The sequence below is a fragment of the Pseudomonas sp. FBF18 genome, from assembly GCF_024261405.1.
GTDB classification, from domain to species: domain Bacteria; phylum Pseudomonadota; class Gammaproteobacteria; order Pseudomonadales; family Pseudomonadaceae; genus Aquipseudomonas; species Aquipseudomonas palmensis.
Window position 1 is genome coordinate 658,336 of the sequence record NZ_QKRS01000001.1, and the last position, 16,437, is coordinate 674,772.

A 16,437-nucleotide genomic window follows, 5' to 3' on the forward strand; every position below is an offset into this window, starting at 1 on the left:
CGCAGCAGTGTGCAAGCAGATGGTCTTGCCCAACACGTTACAAAGTATTCGAAGGTGATATGGAACAGTTACGAGCCTCACTGTTGGCGCTGCCGAGGCGCCGCAAGCGCCTGCTTCAAATGCTTGTGGATGTACTGGTGGTGTGGGTTGCGCTTTGGCTGGCGTTCATCGTCCGGCTGGGTATTGATGAGTACGTTGCGCCGATCAAGGCGCACCTGTGGCTGTTTGCATGCGCCCCGATCGTGACCATCCCCCTGTTTGTCTACTTTGGCATGTATCGGGCGGTGATGCGCTATTTCGGCAATGACGCATTGGTCGCAATCTTCAAGGCCGTCAGCCTCTCTGCATTGGTGCTGGGGGTGATTGTTTACTGGTACAGCGATCACACACGCATCGTGCCGCGCTCGATCATTTTCAATTACTGGTGGCTGAGCCTGGTAATGGTGGGCGGATTGCGCCTGGCCGTTCGCCAGTATTTTCTTGGTGACTGGTTTGCCGCCACGCAACATGTGCCTTTTACCAATCGCAACGGTGGTCTGCCCAAGGTAGCCGTCTACGGAGCAGGCGCCGCAGGCAATCAATTGATTGCCGCTTTGCGCATGGGCAAGCTGATGCGACCTGTGGCCTTTATCGACGACGATGCAAGTATTGCCGATCGGGTGATCTCTGGATTGACGGTCTATACACCTGACAATATCGAGAAAATGATCGAGGTAACCGGTGTAGAGGAGGTGCTGCTTGCTATTCCTTCCGCGACACGTGCTCGCCGACGTGAAATCCTGGGCTTCCTCGAGGGGCTTTCGCTGCATGTGCGCAGCGTTCCCGGCTTCATGGACTTGGCCAGCGGCCGGGTAAAAGTCGAAGATCTGCAGGAAGTGGATATTGCCGACCTGCTGGGCCGAGATGCCGTACCAGCACAGGATGACCTGCTTGAACGTTGCGTCAGCGCAAAGGTAGTCATGGTCACGGGGGCCGGAGGGTCGATTGGATCGGAGCTGTGTCGGCAGATCCTGATGCTCAGGCCCAAGGTGCTGATTCTGTTCGAGCATAGCGAGTTCAATCTGTACAGCATCCTCTCGGAGCTGGAGCAGCGTGTATCGCGAGGTTCGCTATCCACGCGGTTGCTGCCCATTCTTGGTAGCGTACGAAACCCGGTGCAGTTGCTCGACGTAATGAAGGCCTGGCATGTCGAGACGGTTTATCATGCGGCTGCTTACAAGCATGTGCCGATGGTTGAGCACAATGTGTCGGAAGGGCTGCTGAACAACGTAATCGGTACGTTGTATACCGCTCAAGCAGCATTGCAGGCGCAGGTTGCCAACTTCGTTCTGATTTCAACTGACAAGGCAGTACGCCCCACCAATGTCATGGGCAGCAGCAAGCGGTTGGCCGAAATGACGTTACAGGCGCTGAGTCGCGAGCTGGCGCCAGTCTTGTTCGAAGACAGCAGCAATGTGTCGCATGTCAACAAGACGCGTTTCACTATGGTGCGTTTCGGCAATGTGCTTGGCTCTTCGGGTTCGGTAATTCCGTTGTTCTACAGGCAAATCCAATCCGGTGGCCCGTTGACGGTCACTCACCCCAAGATCACGCGTTACTTCATGACCATCCCGGAAGCTGCACAGCTTGTTATCCAGGCAGGCTCAATGGGGCGGGGCGGGGATGTGTTCGTGCTGGACATGGGGGAGCCGGTGAAGATCGTCGAGTTGGCAGAAAAAATGATTCACCTCTCAGGCCTGAGCATCAAATCCGATGGTAATCCTCGCGGAGATATCGCTATCGAGTTCACCGGACTGCGCCCTGGGGAAAAGCTGTACGAAGAACTGCTTATAGGCGATGAGGTGGTCTCTACCCGCCACCCGATGATCATGAGTGCTCAGGAGGACCATCTGCCGTGGGACGAGCTTAAGGAGCGCCTAAGTGTATTGTTGGCCGCTCTTGCCGAGGATGATTACACGCGAGTTCGTCAGCTGTTGCGCGAAACGGTAAGCGGTTACACGCCCGATGGTGAAATCGTCGACTGGATTCACCAGCAGCGCCGTCTGGAGCCGTGAACCTGTAGCCAGGCGCTTATCATCCCCTGGGCTGCAACATGAGATAGGCAGCTTCAGCCTTTTATGCGTAGTTGCACGGCGCTCAAAGCCCCATCGGGGAACGAGCAGCCGGTATCGACATAGACGACATTGCCCAGTTCCGTTATCCCCGGTACGGTCGAGTGCCCTACATACAGACGCTCGACTCCGCTGATCGGGGTCGGGTCCTGTCGAGTTATCCTGGTCCTTGAATACATGGCTTGCTGGTATGCCGCAAGGCGCGTGGGGGTGTGCTCGGAGCACAGCAGTGCCACAGCGCTGTTCCAGTCCAGTTGGTCTTCCCAGCCGGGCAGCTCGGCGTGAATCACGCCGATTTTTCGTTGATTACCCACTGCAACTTCAATGGCCATGGGCAGTTTAGCGAGTGCATCGATCACAATCTGCTGGCGCTTTGCGTCAAGCTGATAGAACCATGCGCCGCCATTTCGCGCATGTCTGGCGGCGTCGCCCGTGCCTGCTGCGTGATCGAGAACCATCTGTTCGTGATTCCCTCGCACCGCATGGAACCAGGGATGCTTCAGCCAATCCACGGCCTGTTCGGAAAAAGGGCCGCGATCAATGAGATCCCCGGTACAGAACACTCGATCGAGGCTGGGATTGAAGCGATGGCGCAACAGTAGCGCCTCGAGCTGCTCGAAGTGCCCATGGATGTCGCCTACGATGAAATCGCGCCCTGCGTTGTTGAGGTCAAATGAACGCAGGTGCGCACTGGTGGAGGTGTGGTGCAATTCGGTACTCGGGTGAAGGTTATCTGGCCTGCCATGCACTGATAGCAGGCATTTTAGATGCGAGGCCTGGTTGGTGACGAAACCGGGCCGAAGAAAAAACGACGCTCCTTGCGGCCCACGTCCAGGTGCTTGCTCTGCTTGTACACCTGTTCGAAACGGTTTGGGTCAACACCAGCGTATGCGGCAAGGGCTGATTCGACCAAGGCGTCATAGGCCGCTTCGGTGATGTACCTGTAAACCTCGCGTCTGTAGAAGAATCCGAATTGGAATCCAAGAGTTTCGCTAAGACACTCAGTGTTTTGCGCAAAGCAGTTCTCTAGATCGATCGCGTAGGTCGGGGCTATCCCATCGTTGCTAATCATTACATTCGCCGCCCACAGGTCCATATGATAGATGCCGTTGCTGTTGAGCGAAAACAACAACTCAAAGGACGCTTCTATCACTCGGTGGATTTCTTCAGGCTTTGACTGCATCCACTGGAAACCATCCGTGTAGCCCTGCAGCATCTCGGTAATGATAAAGAAATCTTTCACCAGGCCTAGCCTGGATTTGGTGTAGCCATAGCCCACCACGGCTGGGACGCGCGCGCCGCGGCGATGCGCCTCCGAAGTGTTGAGCAGTTCTTCGATCGGCCAATCGTACATGCCGCAGCGTTTGCGCGCACCGCGGGCAAAGCGGAATTTTTTTGGGAAGGTCTCGAGTACTTGACGTTTGGCGAACAGAGAGCCAGCGCTGCCGGCAATCGGGGCGCTTGTGCGTTTCGCCAGATCGTTCAGGCTGAGCAGTTGCTCGAAAGCCTGGGCTACCACCGAATTGAACGGCACCTTCAGGTGGAAGGTTGAGCGCTGATGTTTAAAGGTAAATGGGTAACCATCCAGCAGGCTCTTGCTATCGTCAAGCACCAGTACTACACCCTGTGGCAAATTGCTATTAGGTCGCCGAAATGTAACATTTCCTACAGATTTTTACATATTTTTCACATCTTGTTTTAATCGATTTGCTATTGACTCTGGATGTGCGAGCAACCACCCGCTAGGTTTTACAGGCAGCCAAGGAATCGCTGCCTTAGCAAGCTCACACACCAAGGAGTGCCACCGTTATGCGCAATACCTTTCTTGTTTCTCTGCTGCTCGCGCTGCTCAGCGCGTTCTCGCTGCCGTCGTTTGCGGCGGCCACCAAGGCCGCGGGCGACTTGCCAGTCACTACAGTCAGCGCAGCGCTCGCCTCAACCACCGTCAACCTGAACACTGCCGATGCGGCGACACTGCAGTCGTCGCTTGCAGGTATCGGCAAGGCCAAGGCTGAAGCGATCGTGGCCTACCGCGAAGCCAACGGCGCGTTCGAGTCAGTGGATGAGTTGCTGGAGGTGAAGGGGATCGGCCAGGCGCTGATCGAGCGCAACCGGGACAAACTGGCGGTCAAGTGACCTGAGGAGGGGCGGGTCGAGCAATGCTCGATCCGTTTTTATCATCAAATGGCATGGGCCCATCGCCGGCAATGCCGGCGCCTGCAGAAGGCGGGGAAGCGCCACGCTTATCGGTCTTGCGCGTCCTTGGCATCGGCTTCGGCATTGCGCTCATGCACGCGCTTGAGTTGCTCTTCGGTCAAGGGCAGCTTCTTCGCCGTATCACGCAACATCATCAAGCCACCGACAATCGAGCCGATGGCAACCAGCAAGATCAACCAGGCATACCAGGGCATGAGCTTCTCCTTATCGACGGCGAATGGCGCCGCCTCTGTGATGTTGGACTCGACACGAGCGTCGATGGTTCAAGTATAAGAGGCCCACCACCTGGGGGCGAATTCGCGATCACCGGCCCCCATTGGCACTGCGCATCGGCTACAATGCGCGCCGATTTCGACTTGCCCAGAGAGCCTGCCCATGTCCGCCTGTCAGACGCCTATCATCGTCGCCCTGGATTTCCCTACCCGTGACGCCGCCCTGAAACTGGCCGATCAGCTGGACCCCGCGCTGTGTCGGGTCAAGGTCGGCAAGGAGCTGTTCACCAGCAGTGCGTCGGGCATCGTTGAAACCCTGTGTGAAAAGGGCTTCGAAGTGTTCCTGGACCTCAAGTTCCACGATATCCCCAACACCACCGCCATGGCCGTGAAGGCCGCAGCCGAAATGGGCGTGTGGATGGTCAACGTGCACTGCTCTGGCGGCCTGCGCATGATGGCAGCCTGTCGCGACGTGCTGGACCAGCGCAGCGGGCCACAGCCGCTGTTGATCGGTGTGACCGTGCTGACCAGCATGGAGCGTGAAGACCTCGCCGGTATTGGCCTGGACATCGAGCCGCAGGAGCAGGTGCTGCGACTGGCCGCCCTGGCCGAGAAGGCCGGCATGGACGGCCTGGTGTGCTCTGCCCTGGAAGCCCCGGCCCTGAAGGCCGCGCACCCGTCGTTGCAGCTGGTGACTCCGGGCATTCGTCCTGCCGGCAGCGCCCTGGACGATCAGCGTCGTATCCTTACCCCGCGCCAGGCGCTGGACGCCGGCTCCGACTACCTGGTAATCGGTCGCCCGATCAGTCAGGCGGCTGACCCTGCTCAAGCGCTGGCTGCAGTGGTAGCCGAAATTCGCGGCTAAGCGACCCGGTTTTTCGCCAGCAAGGCTGGCTCCTACAAGGAGGAGCCGGCCTTGCTGGCGAAGGCGTTCCCCTTATACCTTCAACACCAGCTTGCCAAAGTTTTCCCCGCTGAACAGCTTCAGCAGCGCTTCGGGAAAGGTCTCCAGCCCCTCGACAACATCCTCCTTGCTCTTGAGCTTGCCGCTGGCCAGCCAGCCGGCAATTTCGTTGCCTGCGGTGCCGTACTTGGCCACATGGTCCATCACTACGAAACCTTCCATGCGCGCGCGGTTTACCAGCAGCGACAGGTAGTTGGCCGGGCCCTTGACCGCCTGCTTGTTGTTGTACTGGCTGATGGCACCACAGATCACCACCCGCGCCTTGAAATTCAGGCGACTGAGCACTGCATCGAGGATGTCCCCGCCGACGTTGTCGAAGTACACATCCACCCCTTTTGGGCACTCGCGCTTGAGTCCCTCCAGTACGTCTTCGGCCTTGTAGTCGATAACCCCGTCAAAGCCCAGTTCATCGACCAGGTAGCGGCATTTCTGCTCGCCGCCGGCAATCCCGACCACACGACAGCCCTTGAGCTTGGCGATCTGCCCGGCAATGCTGCCGACCGCTCCCGCTGCACCCGAGATCACCACGGTTTCGCCCGTCTTGGGCTCACCCACTTCCAGCAGGGCAAAGTAGGCCGTCATTCCCGTCATGCCCAGGGCGGAGAGATAACGTGGCAACGGTACCAGCCTAGGGTCGACCTTATGCAGGCCCTTGGGCTCGCCAATGAAGTAATCCTGTACACCAAGGGCTCCGCTCACCGTATCACCCACGGCATAGTCAGGATGCCTGGACGCCACCACTTCACCGACACCCAGTGCGCGCATGACCTCGCCGATACCTACAGGCGCAATGTAGGACTTGCCCTCGTTCATCCACCCGCGCATGGCCGGGTCCAGCGACAGGTACAGGTTCTTCACCACTACCTGTCCCTCGACAGGCTCGCTCACAGGCACGGTTTCAAAGGTAAAGTCATCACGTGTCACTGCCCCGGTGGGGCGCTTGGCAAGCAGGAATCGGCGGTTGGTCCTGTCGGTCATGGCAAGGTTCTCTCTGGAAGGCAAACCCTGTTGATAGGCCTGCATCGGCAAATCGGCAAGGTCCAGCCTTGTGGCGAATGGTGATTGATCCATCTGGATGATTGAGCCTAGCAGCTAAAATCACCCGGTTCGATGGTGTGTTCACTGCGTGCCTGATGATGCTGCCCAGGAGCCACCGCCGATGACTAGACTCCCGCCATTGTCCTCACTACGTTGCGGGAGTTATCGATGAGCATGACTTTTTCCGGCCAGGTTGCCCTGGTCACCGGGGCCGGCGCCGGCATCGGCCGGGCCACGGCGCTGGCATTCGCCGCACAAGGCCTGAAGGTCGTGGTGGCAGACCTGGACGTCGCCGGTGGCGAACACACGGTCGGGTTGATTCAGGCCGCCGGCGGCCAGGCACTGTTCGTACCTTGCAACGTTACCCGCGAGCAGGACGTGCAGCAGTTGATGGCGCGCACTGTCGAGGCATACGGTCGTCTGGACTACGCCTTCAACAATGCCGGTATAGAAATCGAGCAGGGGCGCCTGGCCGACGGCAGCGAAGCCGAATTCGATGCGATCATGGGCGTCAACGTCAAGGGCGTGTGGCTGTGCATGAAGCACCAGTTGCCGCTGATGCTCGCCCAGGGCGGCGGTGCGATCGTCAACACCGCATCGGTCGCCGGCCTGGGGGCTGCGCCCAAGATGAGCATCTACAGCGCATCCAAGCATGCCGTGATCGGGCTCACCAAGTCGGCCGCCATCGAGTACGCCAAGAAACTGATCCGGGTGAATGCGGTGTGCCCGGCGGTGATCGACACCGACATGTTCCGCCGTGCCTACGAGGCCGATCCACGCAAGGCTGAATACGCCGCCGCCATGCACCCGGTCGGCCGCGTGGGCAAGGTCGAGGAAGTCGCTGCAGCGGTCCTGTACCTGTGCAGCGACGGTGCGGCATTCACCACTGGCCAGGCTCTGGCAATCGATGGTGGTGCCACCGCTATCTAGCGGGTGGGGCAGGGGAGGGCCAGGCCCTCCCGTGTCGATCAGGCAGCCTTGCGCCAGTTCAGGATCATCAGCGTCAGTACCCCCGCCACAATCCCCCAGAACGCCGAGCCGATCGAGAACAGGGTAAAGCCCGAGGCCGTGACCATGAATGTGATCAAGGCCGCCTCGCGCTCCCTGGCCTCGCTCATCGCCACCGTCAGGCCGTTCATGATCGAGCCGAACAGCGCCAGTGCGGCAATCGACAGCACCAGCTCCTTGGGCAACGCGGCGAACAGCGCCGCCAGGGTGGCGCCGAACACGCCGGCAATGCCATAGAAAATCCCGCACCAGACCGCCGCGGTGTACCGCTTGCTCGGGTCTTCATGGGCATGCGGCCCGGTACAGATCGCGGCGCTGATGGCCGCCAGGTTGATGCCGTGCGAGCCGAACGGGGCCAGCAGCAGCGAGGCCAGGCCCGTCACTGAAATCAGCGGCGAGGCAGGTACCTGGTACCCGTCCGCACGCAGCACCGCCACACCCGGCATGTTCTGTGAAGTCATCGCCACCACGAACAGCGGGATGCCGATGCTGATGGTCGCGGCCAGCGAGAACGACGGCGTGGTCCATACCGGTGTCGCCACCTCCAGGTGGAAGCCGCTGAAATCCAGCAACCCCATCACTGCGGCGATCGCGGTGCCCACCACCAGCGCGGTCAGTACCGCATAGCGCGGCGACAGCCGCTTGATCAGCAGATAGCTGAAGAACATCCCCAGTACCAGGGCGGTCCGATGCTGGGCGGCAACAAAGATCTCGCTGCCGATCTTGAACAGAATGCCGGCCAGCAGGGCCGCGGCCAGCGATGCCGGAATGCGCCGGACCAGGCGTTCGAAACTGCCTGTGAGCCCGCAGATCACCACCAGTAAGGCGCAGGTGATGTAGGCGCCGATTGCCTCGCCATAGCTCACGCCGCCCAGGCTGGTGATCAGCAAGGCTGCGCCGGGGGTCGACCAGGCGACCGTGATGGGCGTGCGATATCGCAGTGAAAGGCCAATGCTGCATACCGCCATGCCGATCGACAGCGCCCAGATCCACGAGGAAATCTGCGCGGTGGTCAGGCCGGCCGCCTGGCCCGCCTGGAACATCAGCACCAGCGAGCTGGTATAGCCCGTGAGCATGGCAATGAAACCGGCGACCACCGCCGAGGGGGAGGTGTCGGCCAGCGGACGCATTGGCGCAGAGGTGGCGTCAGGCATGCAGTAATCCTTGTGCGGGTGTAAGCGGGTTTTTCAGACTACGCTGCGATAGGGCGAGTTTTGCCATACAGCAACCATTGCATTTAACCGTACAGTCGCCAACTATGGACGGCGGTTTCGTTTCAGCTTTGGAGAGGGGGGAACAATGTACAAGGTCTACGGGGATTACCAGTCGGGCAACTGCTACAAGGTCAAGCTGATGTTGCACTTGCTTGATATTCCGTACACATGGTGTCCCGTGAACATCCTCAATGGCGAGACCGAGCGCCCTGAGTTTCTGGTCAAGAACCCTAACGGCAAAGTGCCGGTGCTGGAGTTGGAGGACGGCAGTTATCTGTGGGAGTCCAACGCCATTCTGAACTACCTCGCCGAAGGTAGCCTGTTCCTGCCGAGTGAGCCGCGTTTACGTACGCAAGTGCTGCAGTGGCAGTTCTTCGAGCAGTACAGCCATGAGCCCTACATTGCCGTGGCACGTTTCATCCAGTTCTATCTGGGCATGCCCGAAGATCGTGTCGATGAATACAAGTCGTTGCAGAAGGGCGGGCACAAGGCGCTGAAGGTGATGGAGAAACAGTTGCAGGAAACACCTTACCTGGTCGGTGACCAGTACTCGATTGCCGATGTGGCGTTGTATGCCTACACCCATGTGGCCCACGAAGCCGGCTTCCTGCTGAATGATTACCCGAAGATTCGCGCCTGGCTGGAACGCGTGGCCTCGCATCCGCGGCATGTGCCCATGATCGATTGATGGTGTTTTGCCGGCAGGGAGCAGCCCTGCCGGCCAAGCGCTGTCAGACCGCCGAGAACCGCTGGTTCAGGTAGTCGATGATCACCTTGGACTCGTACATCCAGGTGGTCTTGCCGTCTTCCTCGATGCGCAGGCACGGCACCTTGATCTTGCCGCCTTGCTCCAGCAGGGCCTGGCGATCCTGTTCGTTGTTCTTCGCGTCACGCAGTGCCACCGGCACGTTCAGGCGGTGCAGTGTACGGCGGGTCTTCACGCAGAAGGGGCAAGCGTGAAACTGATACAGGCTCAGCCCCTTGGCCTGCTGCTCGACATTCGCCTGGGCGGCCGCATCACGCTTGAGCTTGCTCGGGCGGCTGACCCAGTCGAGGAAGACGATCAGTTGGCCAAGGCCAACCCGCAGTGCTTTGACGATCATGGCAACTCCTCACAATGAAAAAAGCCGACCTGGGCAGGTCGGCTCGCAGAACCTCGGCCGATTACTTGATCAGGCTGAGGAACTCGCTGCGGGTGGCAGCATTGTCGCGGAAGGCGCCGAGCATCACCGAGGTGATCATCGACGAATTCTGTTTTTCCACACCGCGCATCATCATGCACATGTGCTTGGCTTCGATCACCACGGCCACGCCCAGCGCGCCGGTCACCTGCTGAACTGCCTCGGCGATCTCGCGGCTGAGGTTTTCCTGGATCTGCAGGCGGCGAGCGTACATGTCGACGATGCGCGCCACCTTGGACAGGCCCAGCACCTTGCCGCTCGGGATATAGGCGACATGCGCCTTGCCAATGAACGGCAGCATGTGGTGTTCGCACAGCGAGTACAGCTCGATGTCCTTGACCAGGACCATTTCGCTGTTGTCGGAGCTGAACAAGGCGCCGTTGGTCACCTCTTCCAGGGTTTGGTCGTAGCCGCGGCAAAGGTACTTCATGGCCTTCGCAGCCCGCTTGGGCGTATCGAGCAGGCCCTCGCGGGAAACATCCTCGCCGAGTTGGCCGAGAATCGCGGTGTAGTGCTGTTCCAGGGACATGGATCTACCTGTGGGATTTATCGCAAAAGCGAAGGGTACGGCGGCTGTGACGGCGCTGCAAGCGCGGCGTTACTCGTCACGCCCTTCGAGCATGGTCCGCTTGAGCATGACATACACCGCGCCGGTGCCGCCGTGACGCGCCTGGCACGAGGTAAAACCCAGTACCTGGGCATGCTGGCGCAGCCAGGTGTTGACGTGGCTCTTGATCATCGGACGCTTGCCATCGAGCCGCACCGCCTTGCCGTGGGTGACTCGCACGCAGCGCACCTCGAAGCGCGTGGCCTCTGCCAGGAATGCCCAGAGGGTTTCGCGGGCTTTCTCCACGGTCATGCCGTGCAGGTCCAGGCTGCCTTCGAAACCGATCTGGCCAAGCTTGAGCTTGCGCATCTGGCTTTCCTGCACGCCATCGCGGCTCCAGTGCAGGTCGTCTTCCGGGCCCACGTCGATGACGAACTGATCGGACAGGCCGTCGATCACCGTCTGGTCGCTGCGCACGGTCGCGGCCTGGCGCAGGCTGGCCAGCTGCTTGCGGTCGGCCTTGGGTTTGCCGGTGTCGGCGCGATCATGCCGGATCGGCTTGACGCCATGCATCTGGCTCTTGAACAGGGAAAAATCGTCGTCTTGCATGTAAGCCTCCGCCTGGGCGGCGCAGTTTACGCGACTCCCCACAGGGTTGCAGTCAATCGTGTTTCTTCATCAGGTGCGGCGACAGGTTAAGCCCCCTGGCACGGCGCAGGCGCAGCCGGCTGCGGCGCCAGGACCAGACGCCCAGGTACAGCGACAGCAAGCCCAGGCCCAGCACCACGGCAGCGCCGGGGCGGTTGTTGTTGAGCTCGCCCAGCGCCTCGGCATGGCCCAGCAGGCCAGCGACGCCGGCCATGGTCAGGAGCACGCCGAGTATCGCCAGCAGTGCCGAGAACGCCGTGGCCAGGCGTGCGCCCCAATTGCGTTGTTCGCGGGGACGCAGGCGCCTGGCGTCGAAACTGGATAACTTCATTCCGACTTTCCTCAAAGGGTATCCGGGGTTGGACCCGAACGCCCCAGAGTGGTTCCACTTGCCTGTCGGGTGGTCAGATCAGGCTGTTGACGGGTGCGACACAGGCAAAGTTGTCGGCCATGATCGCCATTTCGCTCTGCTGGATCTGTGCGGCCGGGATCACGCCGTCCTTGAACGGCAGGTCGCGGGTGGCGCAGCCGTCTTCGACCAGGGTGCAGCGATAGCCGTAGTCCTTGGCGCGGCGCACGGTGGTGCTGACGCTGGAGTGGCTCATGAAGCCGCACACGATCAGGTCCAGGTGGCCGTACTTCTGCAGCGTCTCGTGCAGGGTGGTGTTCTTGAAGGCGTTGGGCATGCGTTTTTCGATGACGACTTCATCGCCCTGCGGCTCCAGGCCCGGGATCCACTCGCCGCGCGAGCCCTGTGGGTCGAACAGGCCACCCACGGTGCCCAGGTGGCGCACATGCACCACGGGCCGGCCGGCCTTGCGTGCAGCCTCGAGCAGTTTGCCGATGTTGGCCACCGCTTCGTCCATGCCCGACAGCGCCAGGGGCCCGCTCAGGTACTCCTTTTGCGCATCGATAATCACCAGGCTGGCGTTGCTCAGCTTGGCCGGCGGATAACCGCGACCGCTGAGGTGGAACATCGTCGTTGGAACGGACATCAGGGGCTCCTTTGGATAGGGCTTTTCACCTATTGTCCCCTGCTTGGCGACTTATGTGAATGGCTTAGCGTGCATGCGGCGTGGATAGCGGCCTGCAGGCATGAGCACAATTGCGGCCAGAGGCGTATTGGCGGGCCCATTTGTGTTCCAGGCTGTTAGAATTGCCGGTCGTCTTTAAAGGAGTCTGCCCGTGATCACTTCCCGCCTGCGCACCCTGCGCGACCACATCCGTTGGGCTGTCAGCCGTTTTCATGAGCAGGGGCTGTTTTTCGGGCATGGCGCCGACAATGCCTGGGACGAGGCACGCCTGCTGGTGCTGGGTTCGGTGCATCTGCCATGGGAAGTGGCCGACGCCTATCTCGATTGCCGTCTTGAAGATGACGAGCTGGTCAAGCTGCAGCGCCTGCTCAAGCGACGTATCGAAGAACGCGTGCCGACCGCGTATCTGCTTGGCGAGGCGTGGTTCTGTGGCATGTCGTTCATCGTCGACGAGCGCGTGCTGATCCCGCGCTCCCCCATCGGCGAACTGATCGAAAAACGCTTCGAGCCATGGCTGGCTGCCGAACCCGCGCGCATTCTCGACCTGTGTACCGGCTCCGGCTGCATCGGCATCGTCAGCGCCGACGTGTTCCCCGAGGCCGAGGTGGTGCTGGCCGACCTGTCGTTCGAGGCGTTGGAAGTGGCCAACCAGAACATCGAGCGCCATGGTCTTGAAGAGCGTGTGTTCACCGTGCAGGGCGATGGGTTCGAGGGCTTGCCGGGGCAGCGTTTCGACCTGATCCTGTCGAACCCGCCGTATGTCGATGCCGAGGATTTCGCCGACATGCCCCAGGAGTACCACCACGAGCCGGAGCTGGGCCTGGCCTGCGGCAATGACGGTCTGGACCTGGTACGGCGCATGCTGGCCGAGGCGGCGGATCACCTGACCGAGAAGGGCCTGCTGATCGTCGAGGTCGGCAACAGCCAGGTGCATGTCGAGCAGTTGTACCCGGAGGTGGATTTCGCCTGGCTGGAGTTCGAACGTGGCGGGCACGGGGTGTTCATGCTCACGGCCGAACAATGCCGGCAGCATCAGGCGCTGTTTGCTTCGCGGGTGTAAGGGATACAGGGTTCAAGCCTGTCGCGGGTCAAGCCCGCCCCAACAGGGCCGCATTGCCGTGTTGGGGCGGGCTTGACCCGCAACGCTTTCAGCGGTTGGTGGCAATCCAGATCAGCAGCCCGGCCTGGAACACCGCAAAGGCCACCAGGCAGGTGATGGTGAAGCGCAACCCGCTGTCTTCGCGGCGGTACTTGTTGACCCGCTCATCGCGCTCGCGCAGTTGTGCTTCCTTCTCCTGCAGGTTCTGCTCGGCCTGCTGCAGCATGCCCGCAGCATCCAGGATGTCTACCTTCTGTACCTTGTCGGTGTTCCAGCCACCCTTGAGCTGACCTGCCTGGACTTCCACGCAGCGCCCCTTCAGGTGCTGCGCATCGGCGTACTCGACCTCCAGGCCATGGCTGCGCAGCACCTGGTCGCGGCGCAGGCGTGTGTCTTCGTTGAGTGCGTCCTTGTTGGCCAGGGCCATGCCCTCGACCCGGTAGTGCGACCACTTGCGCTGTACCCAGTGCACCGCCTGCGACAACAGGAAGCGCCCCAGGCCACGGCTGACCGGCTCGATCTGCAAGCCACTGTCGGGGCCGATCTTGATCTGGTGCAACTCATGGTCCACCCAGATATCCAGGCGATTCTGCTCCTTGCGCACCTTCTGCCCAGGCAGGCGCACTTCCATGCGCAGCAGGCTGTGGGTCTTGTTGTGCCGTTCGGCATAACCGTACTGCACGAAGCGCAGCGGCCGCGCGCCGGTGTTGCGGTCGGTGGGCTGCGGGGACAGGCGCAGCATCTGGAAATGCTCGGGCACAACGTCCGCCCAGGGCAGCGGGGCCGCTTCCGGGGCTGGCGATTCGTCGGTCGCGTCTGGGGCGTCCTGGGGGGTGGCTTCAGTCATCACGGCGGTCCTTTTGTGCACAGCAGGCGGGTCGCAAGGGCGACGCCTGCACCGGCTTATCGGCCGCTTTGCGCAAGACTGGAGACACAATTTGCGCCAATTCGCTTCATGCCGCCGGCAATCGACGAATGAACTCGACGATCCGCTCGCCCAGGGCACTGGCCAGGGGCAGCTCGGGGTTGTTGTAGCTGTCGCGCTGCTGGCTCATGGCACGCGGGCTGATGCGCAGCATGTGGTTCATGCCGTCGATCAGTGCCAGTTCGGCGTCCGGCTTGGCAGCGTGCAGGCGCTCGGCATCCTCGACCTCGACCTGGACGTCGTTGCGCCCCTGCACGATCAACGCCGGCAAGTGGAGGCGGGCGAAGGCGGCGGCCGGGTCCTGGCGAAACAGCGAGATCAGGTACGGCTGCACACTGGGGCGAAACACGTCGCGCAGGTGCAGCGGTACCTGGGTGCTGGGCTGGCCGGCCTTGAGCTGCTCGATCAGGCGTACGGCCTGGGCCCGCTCGGTCGCCGGCAGGCGCTCACCCAGTTGCTCGCGCAGCACCTGATCGACCGGGCGCCCGCTGCCTGCCACTGAAATTACCGCGCTGGCGCCGGCCTGTTCGGCCGCGAGGCTGGCGATCAGTGCGCCCTCGCTGTGACCCAGCACGATCAGCGGGCCGAAGCGCGGGTCGGCCTTGAGCAGATGGCCCCAGGCAACGGCATCGGCCACATAGCGCTCGACGCTGAGGTTGCGCTCGTCGGGGGTTGCCGCGCGGCTGGCGGCCACCCCGCGCTTGTCGTAGCGCACGCTGGCAATGCGGTTGTTGGCCAGCAGCAGGGCCAGGCGCTTGAGGTTGTCGATACGTCCGCCGGCGGGATTGTTGCCGTCACGGTCGGTGGGGCCGGAGCCGGCGATGATCAGCACCACCGGTGGCGGCGTGTCGCTGCGCGGCAACAGCAGGCTGCCCTGCAGGGTGCCGTCGTCGGTCACCAGGCTGATCGGTCGTTGCAGTACCGTGGGGGCAGCAGCCTGGGCCAGGCCGGTAAACAGGAGGAACAACAGGGCGAACGTGCGCAGCATCATCAGGCCATTAGCGAGGAGGTGGCGTTTTGACTCGTCCGGCGGCATTAGGTTCGCGCCCGGAGGTGATCTAAGGGTATACCCTGCGTATACTGGTTGGCCTTGTTACCATCCAGTTAAAAATCAGGCTGAACGCGGAGCGCCCTGCATGTCCGGCAATACCTACGGCAAGCTGTTCACTGTCACCACCGCTGGCGAAAGCCATGGTCCGGCGCTGGTCGCCATTGTCGATGGCTGCCCTCCGGGCCTGGAGCTTTCGCTGGCCGATCTTCAGCACGACCTGGACCGGCGCAAGCCCGGTACCAGCCGGCACACCACCCAGCGCCAGGAACCCGACGAGGTCGAGATTCTCTCTGGCGTGTTCGAGGGCCGTACCACCGGCTGCGCCATCGGCCTGCTGATTCGCAACACCGACCAGAAGTCCAAGGACTACTCGGCGATCAAGGACCTGTTCCGCCCGGCCCACGCCGACTACACCTATCACCACAAGTACGGCGAGCGCGACTACCGTGGCGGCGGCCGCAGCTCGGCCCGCGAAACCGCGATGCGCGTGGCTGCCGGTGCCATCGCGAAGAAGTACCTGGCCACCCAGGGCATCCGCATCCGCGGCTACATGAGCCAGCTGGGCCCTATCGAAATCCCGTTCAAGACCTGGGAGTCGGTGGAGCACAACGCCTTCTTCAGCCCCGACCCGGACAAGGTGCCGGAGCTGGAGGCCTACATGGACCAGCTGCGCCGTGACCAGGACTCGGTGGGTGCCAAGATCACCGTGGTCGCCGAAGGCGTGATGCCCGGCCTGGGCGAGCCGATCTTCGACCGCCTCGACGCCGAGCTGGCCCATGCGCTGATGAGCATCAACGCGGTCAAGGGCGTGGAGATCGGTGCCGGCTTCGACAGCGTGGCCCAGCGCGGCACCGAACACCGTGACGAACTCACCCCCGAAGGGTTCCTCAGCAACAATGCCGGCGGCATCCTGGGGGGCATCTCCTCGGGGCAGCCGATCATTGCGCACCTGGCACTCAAGCCGACCTCCAGCATCACCACCCCGGGTCGTTCCATCGATGTGGATGGCAACCCGGTGGAGGTCATCACCAAGGGCCGTCACGACCCCTGCGTCGGTATCCGTGCCACCCCTATCGCCGAGGCGATGATGGCCATCGTGCTGATGGATCACCTGCTGCGCCACCGCGGCCAGAACGCCGATGTGCGGGTAGCCACCCCGGTGCTGGGCCAGCTGTAGTGCACCTGCCC

At 61.6% G+C, this 16,437-nt stretch carries 19 protein-coding genes; 7 read left to right on the top strand and 12 right to left on the bottom strand.

What is annotated here, in order from left to right; translation table 11 throughout:
- The first annotated feature begins 59 nt into the window (after positions 1-59).
- Positions 60-2,054, top strand: coding sequence for a nucleoside-diphosphate sugar epimerase/dehydratase (locus tag DN387_RS03105; RefSeq protein ID WP_054915849.1), 1,995 nt, complete (start codon positions 60-62; stop codon positions 2,052-2,054).
- 53 nt (positions 2,055-2,107) lie between these two features.
- On the opposite strand, the gene DN387_RS03110 is transcribed toward DN387_RS03105, so the two are convergent.
- Both DN387_RS03110 and DN387_RS03115 read right to left on the bottom strand, forming a co-directional pair.
- On the bottom strand, positions 2,108-2,821 hold the full coding sequence (locus tag DN387_RS03110) for a metallophosphoesterase (protein ID WP_235384284.1): 714 nt from the start codon (positions 2,819-2,821) through the stop codon (positions 2,108-2,110).
- A 53-nt stretch (positions 2,822-2,874) separates the two neighbouring features.
- Positions 2,875-3,723, bottom strand: coding sequence for a lipopolysaccharide kinase InaA family protein (locus DN387_RS03115; RefSeq protein WP_054915848.1), 849 nt, complete (start codon positions 3,721-3,723; stop codon positions 2,875-2,877).
- Positions 3,724-3,920: 197 nt separating this feature from the next.
- Between DN387_RS03115 and DN387_RS03120 the strand changes: the two genes are divergently transcribed.
- The gene (locus DN387_RS03120; RefSeq protein WP_043862694.1) at positions 3,921-4,247 is read left to right on the top strand and encodes a helix-hairpin-helix domain-containing protein; all 327 of its coding nucleotides are present in this window, start codon (positions 3,921-3,923) and stop codon (positions 4,245-4,247) included.
- A 107-nt stretch (positions 4,248-4,354) separates the two neighbouring features.
- On the opposite strand, the gene DN387_RS03125 is transcribed toward DN387_RS03120, so the two are convergent.
- The gene (locus tag DN387_RS03125) at positions 4,355-4,522 is read right to left on the bottom strand and encodes a DUF2897 family protein (RefSeq protein ID WP_078479756.1); all 168 of its coding nucleotides are present in this window, start codon (positions 4,520-4,522) and stop codon (positions 4,355-4,357) included.
- A gap of 181 nt (positions 4,523-4,703) precedes the next feature.
- Between DN387_RS03125 and pyrF the strand changes: the two genes are divergently transcribed.
- Positions 4,704-5,405, top strand: a complete 702-nt coding sequence (pyrF, locus tag DN387_RS03130) for an orotidine-5'-phosphate decarboxylase (RefSeq protein WP_054915847.1) — start codon at positions 4,704-4,706, stop codon at positions 5,403-5,405.
- 72 nt (positions 5,406-5,477) lie between these two features.
- Here the strand turns inward: pyrF and DN387_RS03135 are convergent, their stop codons facing one another.
- On the bottom strand, positions 5,478-6,482 hold the full coding sequence (locus tag DN387_RS03135; protein WP_054915846.1) for an NADP-dependent oxidoreductase: 1,005 nt from the start codon (positions 6,480-6,482) through the stop codon (positions 5,478-5,480).
- Between the two features lie 228 nt (positions 6,483-6,710).
- Between DN387_RS03135 and DN387_RS03140 the strand changes: the two genes are divergently transcribed.
- Complete coding sequence (locus DN387_RS03140) at positions 6,711-7,472, top strand: SDR family oxidoreductase (RefSeq protein WP_054915845.1); 762 nt, start codon at positions 6,711-6,713, stop codon at positions 7,470-7,472.
- A gap of 38 nt (positions 7,473-7,510) precedes the next feature.
- Here the strand turns inward: DN387_RS03140 and DN387_RS03145 are convergent, their stop codons facing one another.
- Positions 7,511-8,704: a benzoate/H(+) symporter BenE family transporter gene (locus DN387_RS03145; RefSeq protein ID WP_054915844.1), complete on the bottom strand. Its 1,194-nt coding sequence runs from the start codon at positions 8,702-8,704 to the stop codon at positions 7,511-7,513.
- A gap of 145 nt (positions 8,705-8,849) precedes the next feature.
- Between DN387_RS03145 and DN387_RS03150 the strand changes: the two genes are divergently transcribed.
- On the top strand, positions 8,850-9,452 hold the full coding sequence (locus DN387_RS03150) for a glutathione S-transferase family protein (protein WP_043862699.1): 603 nt from the start codon (positions 8,850-8,852) through the stop codon (positions 9,450-9,452).
- A gap of 43 nt (positions 9,453-9,495) precedes the next feature.
- Here the strand turns inward: DN387_RS03150 and DN387_RS03155 are convergent, their stop codons facing one another.
- The 5 genes from DN387_RS03155 to DN387_RS03175 form a co-directional block, all read right to left on the bottom strand.
- Positions 9,496-9,867, bottom strand: a complete 372-nt coding sequence (locus DN387_RS03155; RefSeq protein ID WP_043862700.1) for a glutathione S-transferase N-terminal domain-containing protein — start codon at positions 9,865-9,867, stop codon at positions 9,496-9,498.
- Between the two features lie 61 nt (positions 9,868-9,928).
- Complete coding sequence (gene folE, locus DN387_RS03160) at positions 9,929-10,474, bottom strand: GTP cyclohydrolase I FolE (protein ID WP_054915843.1); 546 nt, start codon at positions 10,472-10,474, stop codon at positions 9,929-9,931.
- 69 nt (positions 10,475-10,543) lie between these two features.
- The gene (locus tag DN387_RS03165; RefSeq protein ID WP_043862702.1) at positions 10,544-11,101 is read right to left on the bottom strand and encodes a Smr/MutS family protein; all 558 of its coding nucleotides are present in this window, start codon (positions 11,099-11,101) and stop codon (positions 10,544-10,546) included.
- A 52-nt stretch (positions 11,102-11,153) separates the two neighbouring features.
- Positions 11,154-11,471: a hypothetical protein gene (locus DN387_RS03170; RefSeq protein ID WP_043862703.1), complete on the bottom strand. Its 318-nt coding sequence runs from the start codon at positions 11,469-11,471 to the stop codon at positions 11,154-11,156.
- A 73-nt stretch (positions 11,472-11,544) separates the two neighbouring features.
- On the bottom strand, positions 11,545-12,135 hold the full coding sequence (locus DN387_RS03175; protein ID WP_054915842.1) for a cysteine hydrolase family protein: 591 nt from the start codon (positions 12,133-12,135) through the stop codon (positions 11,545-11,547).
- A 190-nt stretch (positions 12,136-12,325) separates the two neighbouring features.
- Between DN387_RS03175 and prmB the strand changes: the two genes are divergently transcribed.
- Positions 12,326-13,234 carry a 50S ribosomal protein L3 N(5)-glutamine methyltransferase gene (gene prmB, locus DN387_RS03180; RefSeq protein ID WP_054915841.1) on the top strand — a complete coding sequence of 303 codons (909 nt, stop codon included), beginning with the start codon at positions 12,326-12,328 and terminating at the stop codon, positions 13,232-13,234.
- An 88-nt stretch (positions 13,235-13,322) separates the two neighbouring features.
- Here the strand turns inward: prmB and DN387_RS03185 are convergent, their stop codons facing one another.
- The gene (locus DN387_RS03185; protein ID WP_054915840.1) at positions 13,323-14,120 is read right to left on the bottom strand and encodes a hypothetical protein; all 798 of its coding nucleotides are present in this window, start codon (positions 14,118-14,120) and stop codon (positions 13,323-13,325) included.
- A gap of 106 nt (positions 14,121-14,226) precedes the next feature.
- A complete protein-coding gene (locus DN387_RS03190) occupies positions 14,227-15,189 on the bottom strand; it encodes an alpha/beta hydrolase (RefSeq protein ID WP_043862707.1) in 963 nt (320 codons plus the stop codon).
- Between the two features lie 145 nt (positions 15,190-15,334).
- Here DN387_RS03190 and aroC point away from each other — a divergent pair, with 145 nt between their 5' ends.
- Entirely contained in the window at positions 15,335-16,426 is a 1,092-nt protein-coding gene (gene aroC, locus DN387_RS03195; protein WP_043862708.1) for a chorismate synthase, read from the top strand.
- Positions 16,427-16,437 lie beyond the last annotated feature (11 nt).

Excerpts from the sequence above, each read along its gene's own strand:
- DN387_RS03105 (WP_054915849.1), top strand. The coding sequence starts at position 60 with ATGGAACAGTTACGAGCCTCACTGTTGGCGCTGCCGAGGCGCCGCAAG.
- DN387_RS03120 (WP_043862694.1), top strand. The coding sequence starts at position 3,921 with ATGCGCAATACCTTTCTTGTTTCTCTGCTGCTCGCGCTGCTCAGCGCG.
- DN387_RS03125 (WP_078479756.1), bottom strand. The coding sequence starts at position 4,522 with ATGCCCTGGTATGCCTGGTTGATCTTGCTGGTTGCCATCGGCTCGATT.
- pyrF (WP_054915847.1), top strand. The coding sequence starts at position 4,704 with ATGTCCGCCTGTCAGACGCCTATCATCGTCGCCCTGGATTTCCCTACC.
- DN387_RS03135 (WP_054915846.1), bottom strand. The coding sequence starts at position 6,482 with ATGACCGACAGGACCAACCGCCGATTCCTGCTTGCCAAGCGCCCCACC.
- DN387_RS03140 (WP_054915845.1), top strand. The coding sequence starts at position 6,711 with ATGAGCATGACTTTTTCCGGCCAGGTTGCCCTGGTCACCGGGGCCGGC.
- DN387_RS03145 (WP_054915844.1), bottom strand. The coding sequence starts at position 8,704 with ATGCCTGACGCCACCTCTGCGCCAATGCGTCCGCTGGCCGACACCTCC.
- DN387_RS03150 (WP_043862699.1), top strand. The coding sequence starts at position 8,850 with ATGTACAAGGTCTACGGGGATTACCAGTCGGGCAACTGCTACAAGGTC.
- DN387_RS03155 (WP_043862700.1), bottom strand. The coding sequence starts at position 9,867 with ATGATCGTCAAAGCACTGCGGGTTGGCCTTGGCCAACTGATCGTCTTC.
- folE (WP_054915843.1), bottom strand. The coding sequence starts at position 10,474 with ATGTCCCTGGAACAGCACTACACCGCGATTCTCGGCCAACTCGGCGAG.
- DN387_RS03165 (WP_043862702.1), bottom strand. The coding sequence starts at position 11,101 with ATGCAAGACGACGATTTTTCCCTGTTCAAGAGCCAGATGCATGGCGTC.
- DN387_RS03170 (WP_043862703.1), bottom strand. The coding sequence starts at position 11,471 with ATGAAGTTATCCAGTTTCGACGCCAGGCGCCTGCGTCCCCGCGAACAA.
- DN387_RS03175 (WP_054915842.1), bottom strand. The coding sequence starts at position 12,135 with ATGTCCGTTCCAACGACGATGTTCCACCTCAGCGGTCGCGGTTATCCG.
- DN387_RS03185 (WP_054915840.1), bottom strand. The coding sequence starts at position 14,120 with ATGACTGAAGCCACCCCCCAGGACGCCCCAGACGCGACCGACGAATCG.
- DN387_RS03190 (WP_043862707.1), bottom strand. The coding sequence starts at position 15,189 with ATGATGCTGCGCACGTTCGCCCTGTTGTTCCTCCTGTTTACCGGCCTG.
- aroC (WP_043862708.1), top strand. The coding sequence starts at position 15,335 with ATGTCCGGCAATACCTACGGCAAGCTGTTCACTGTCACCACCGCTGGC.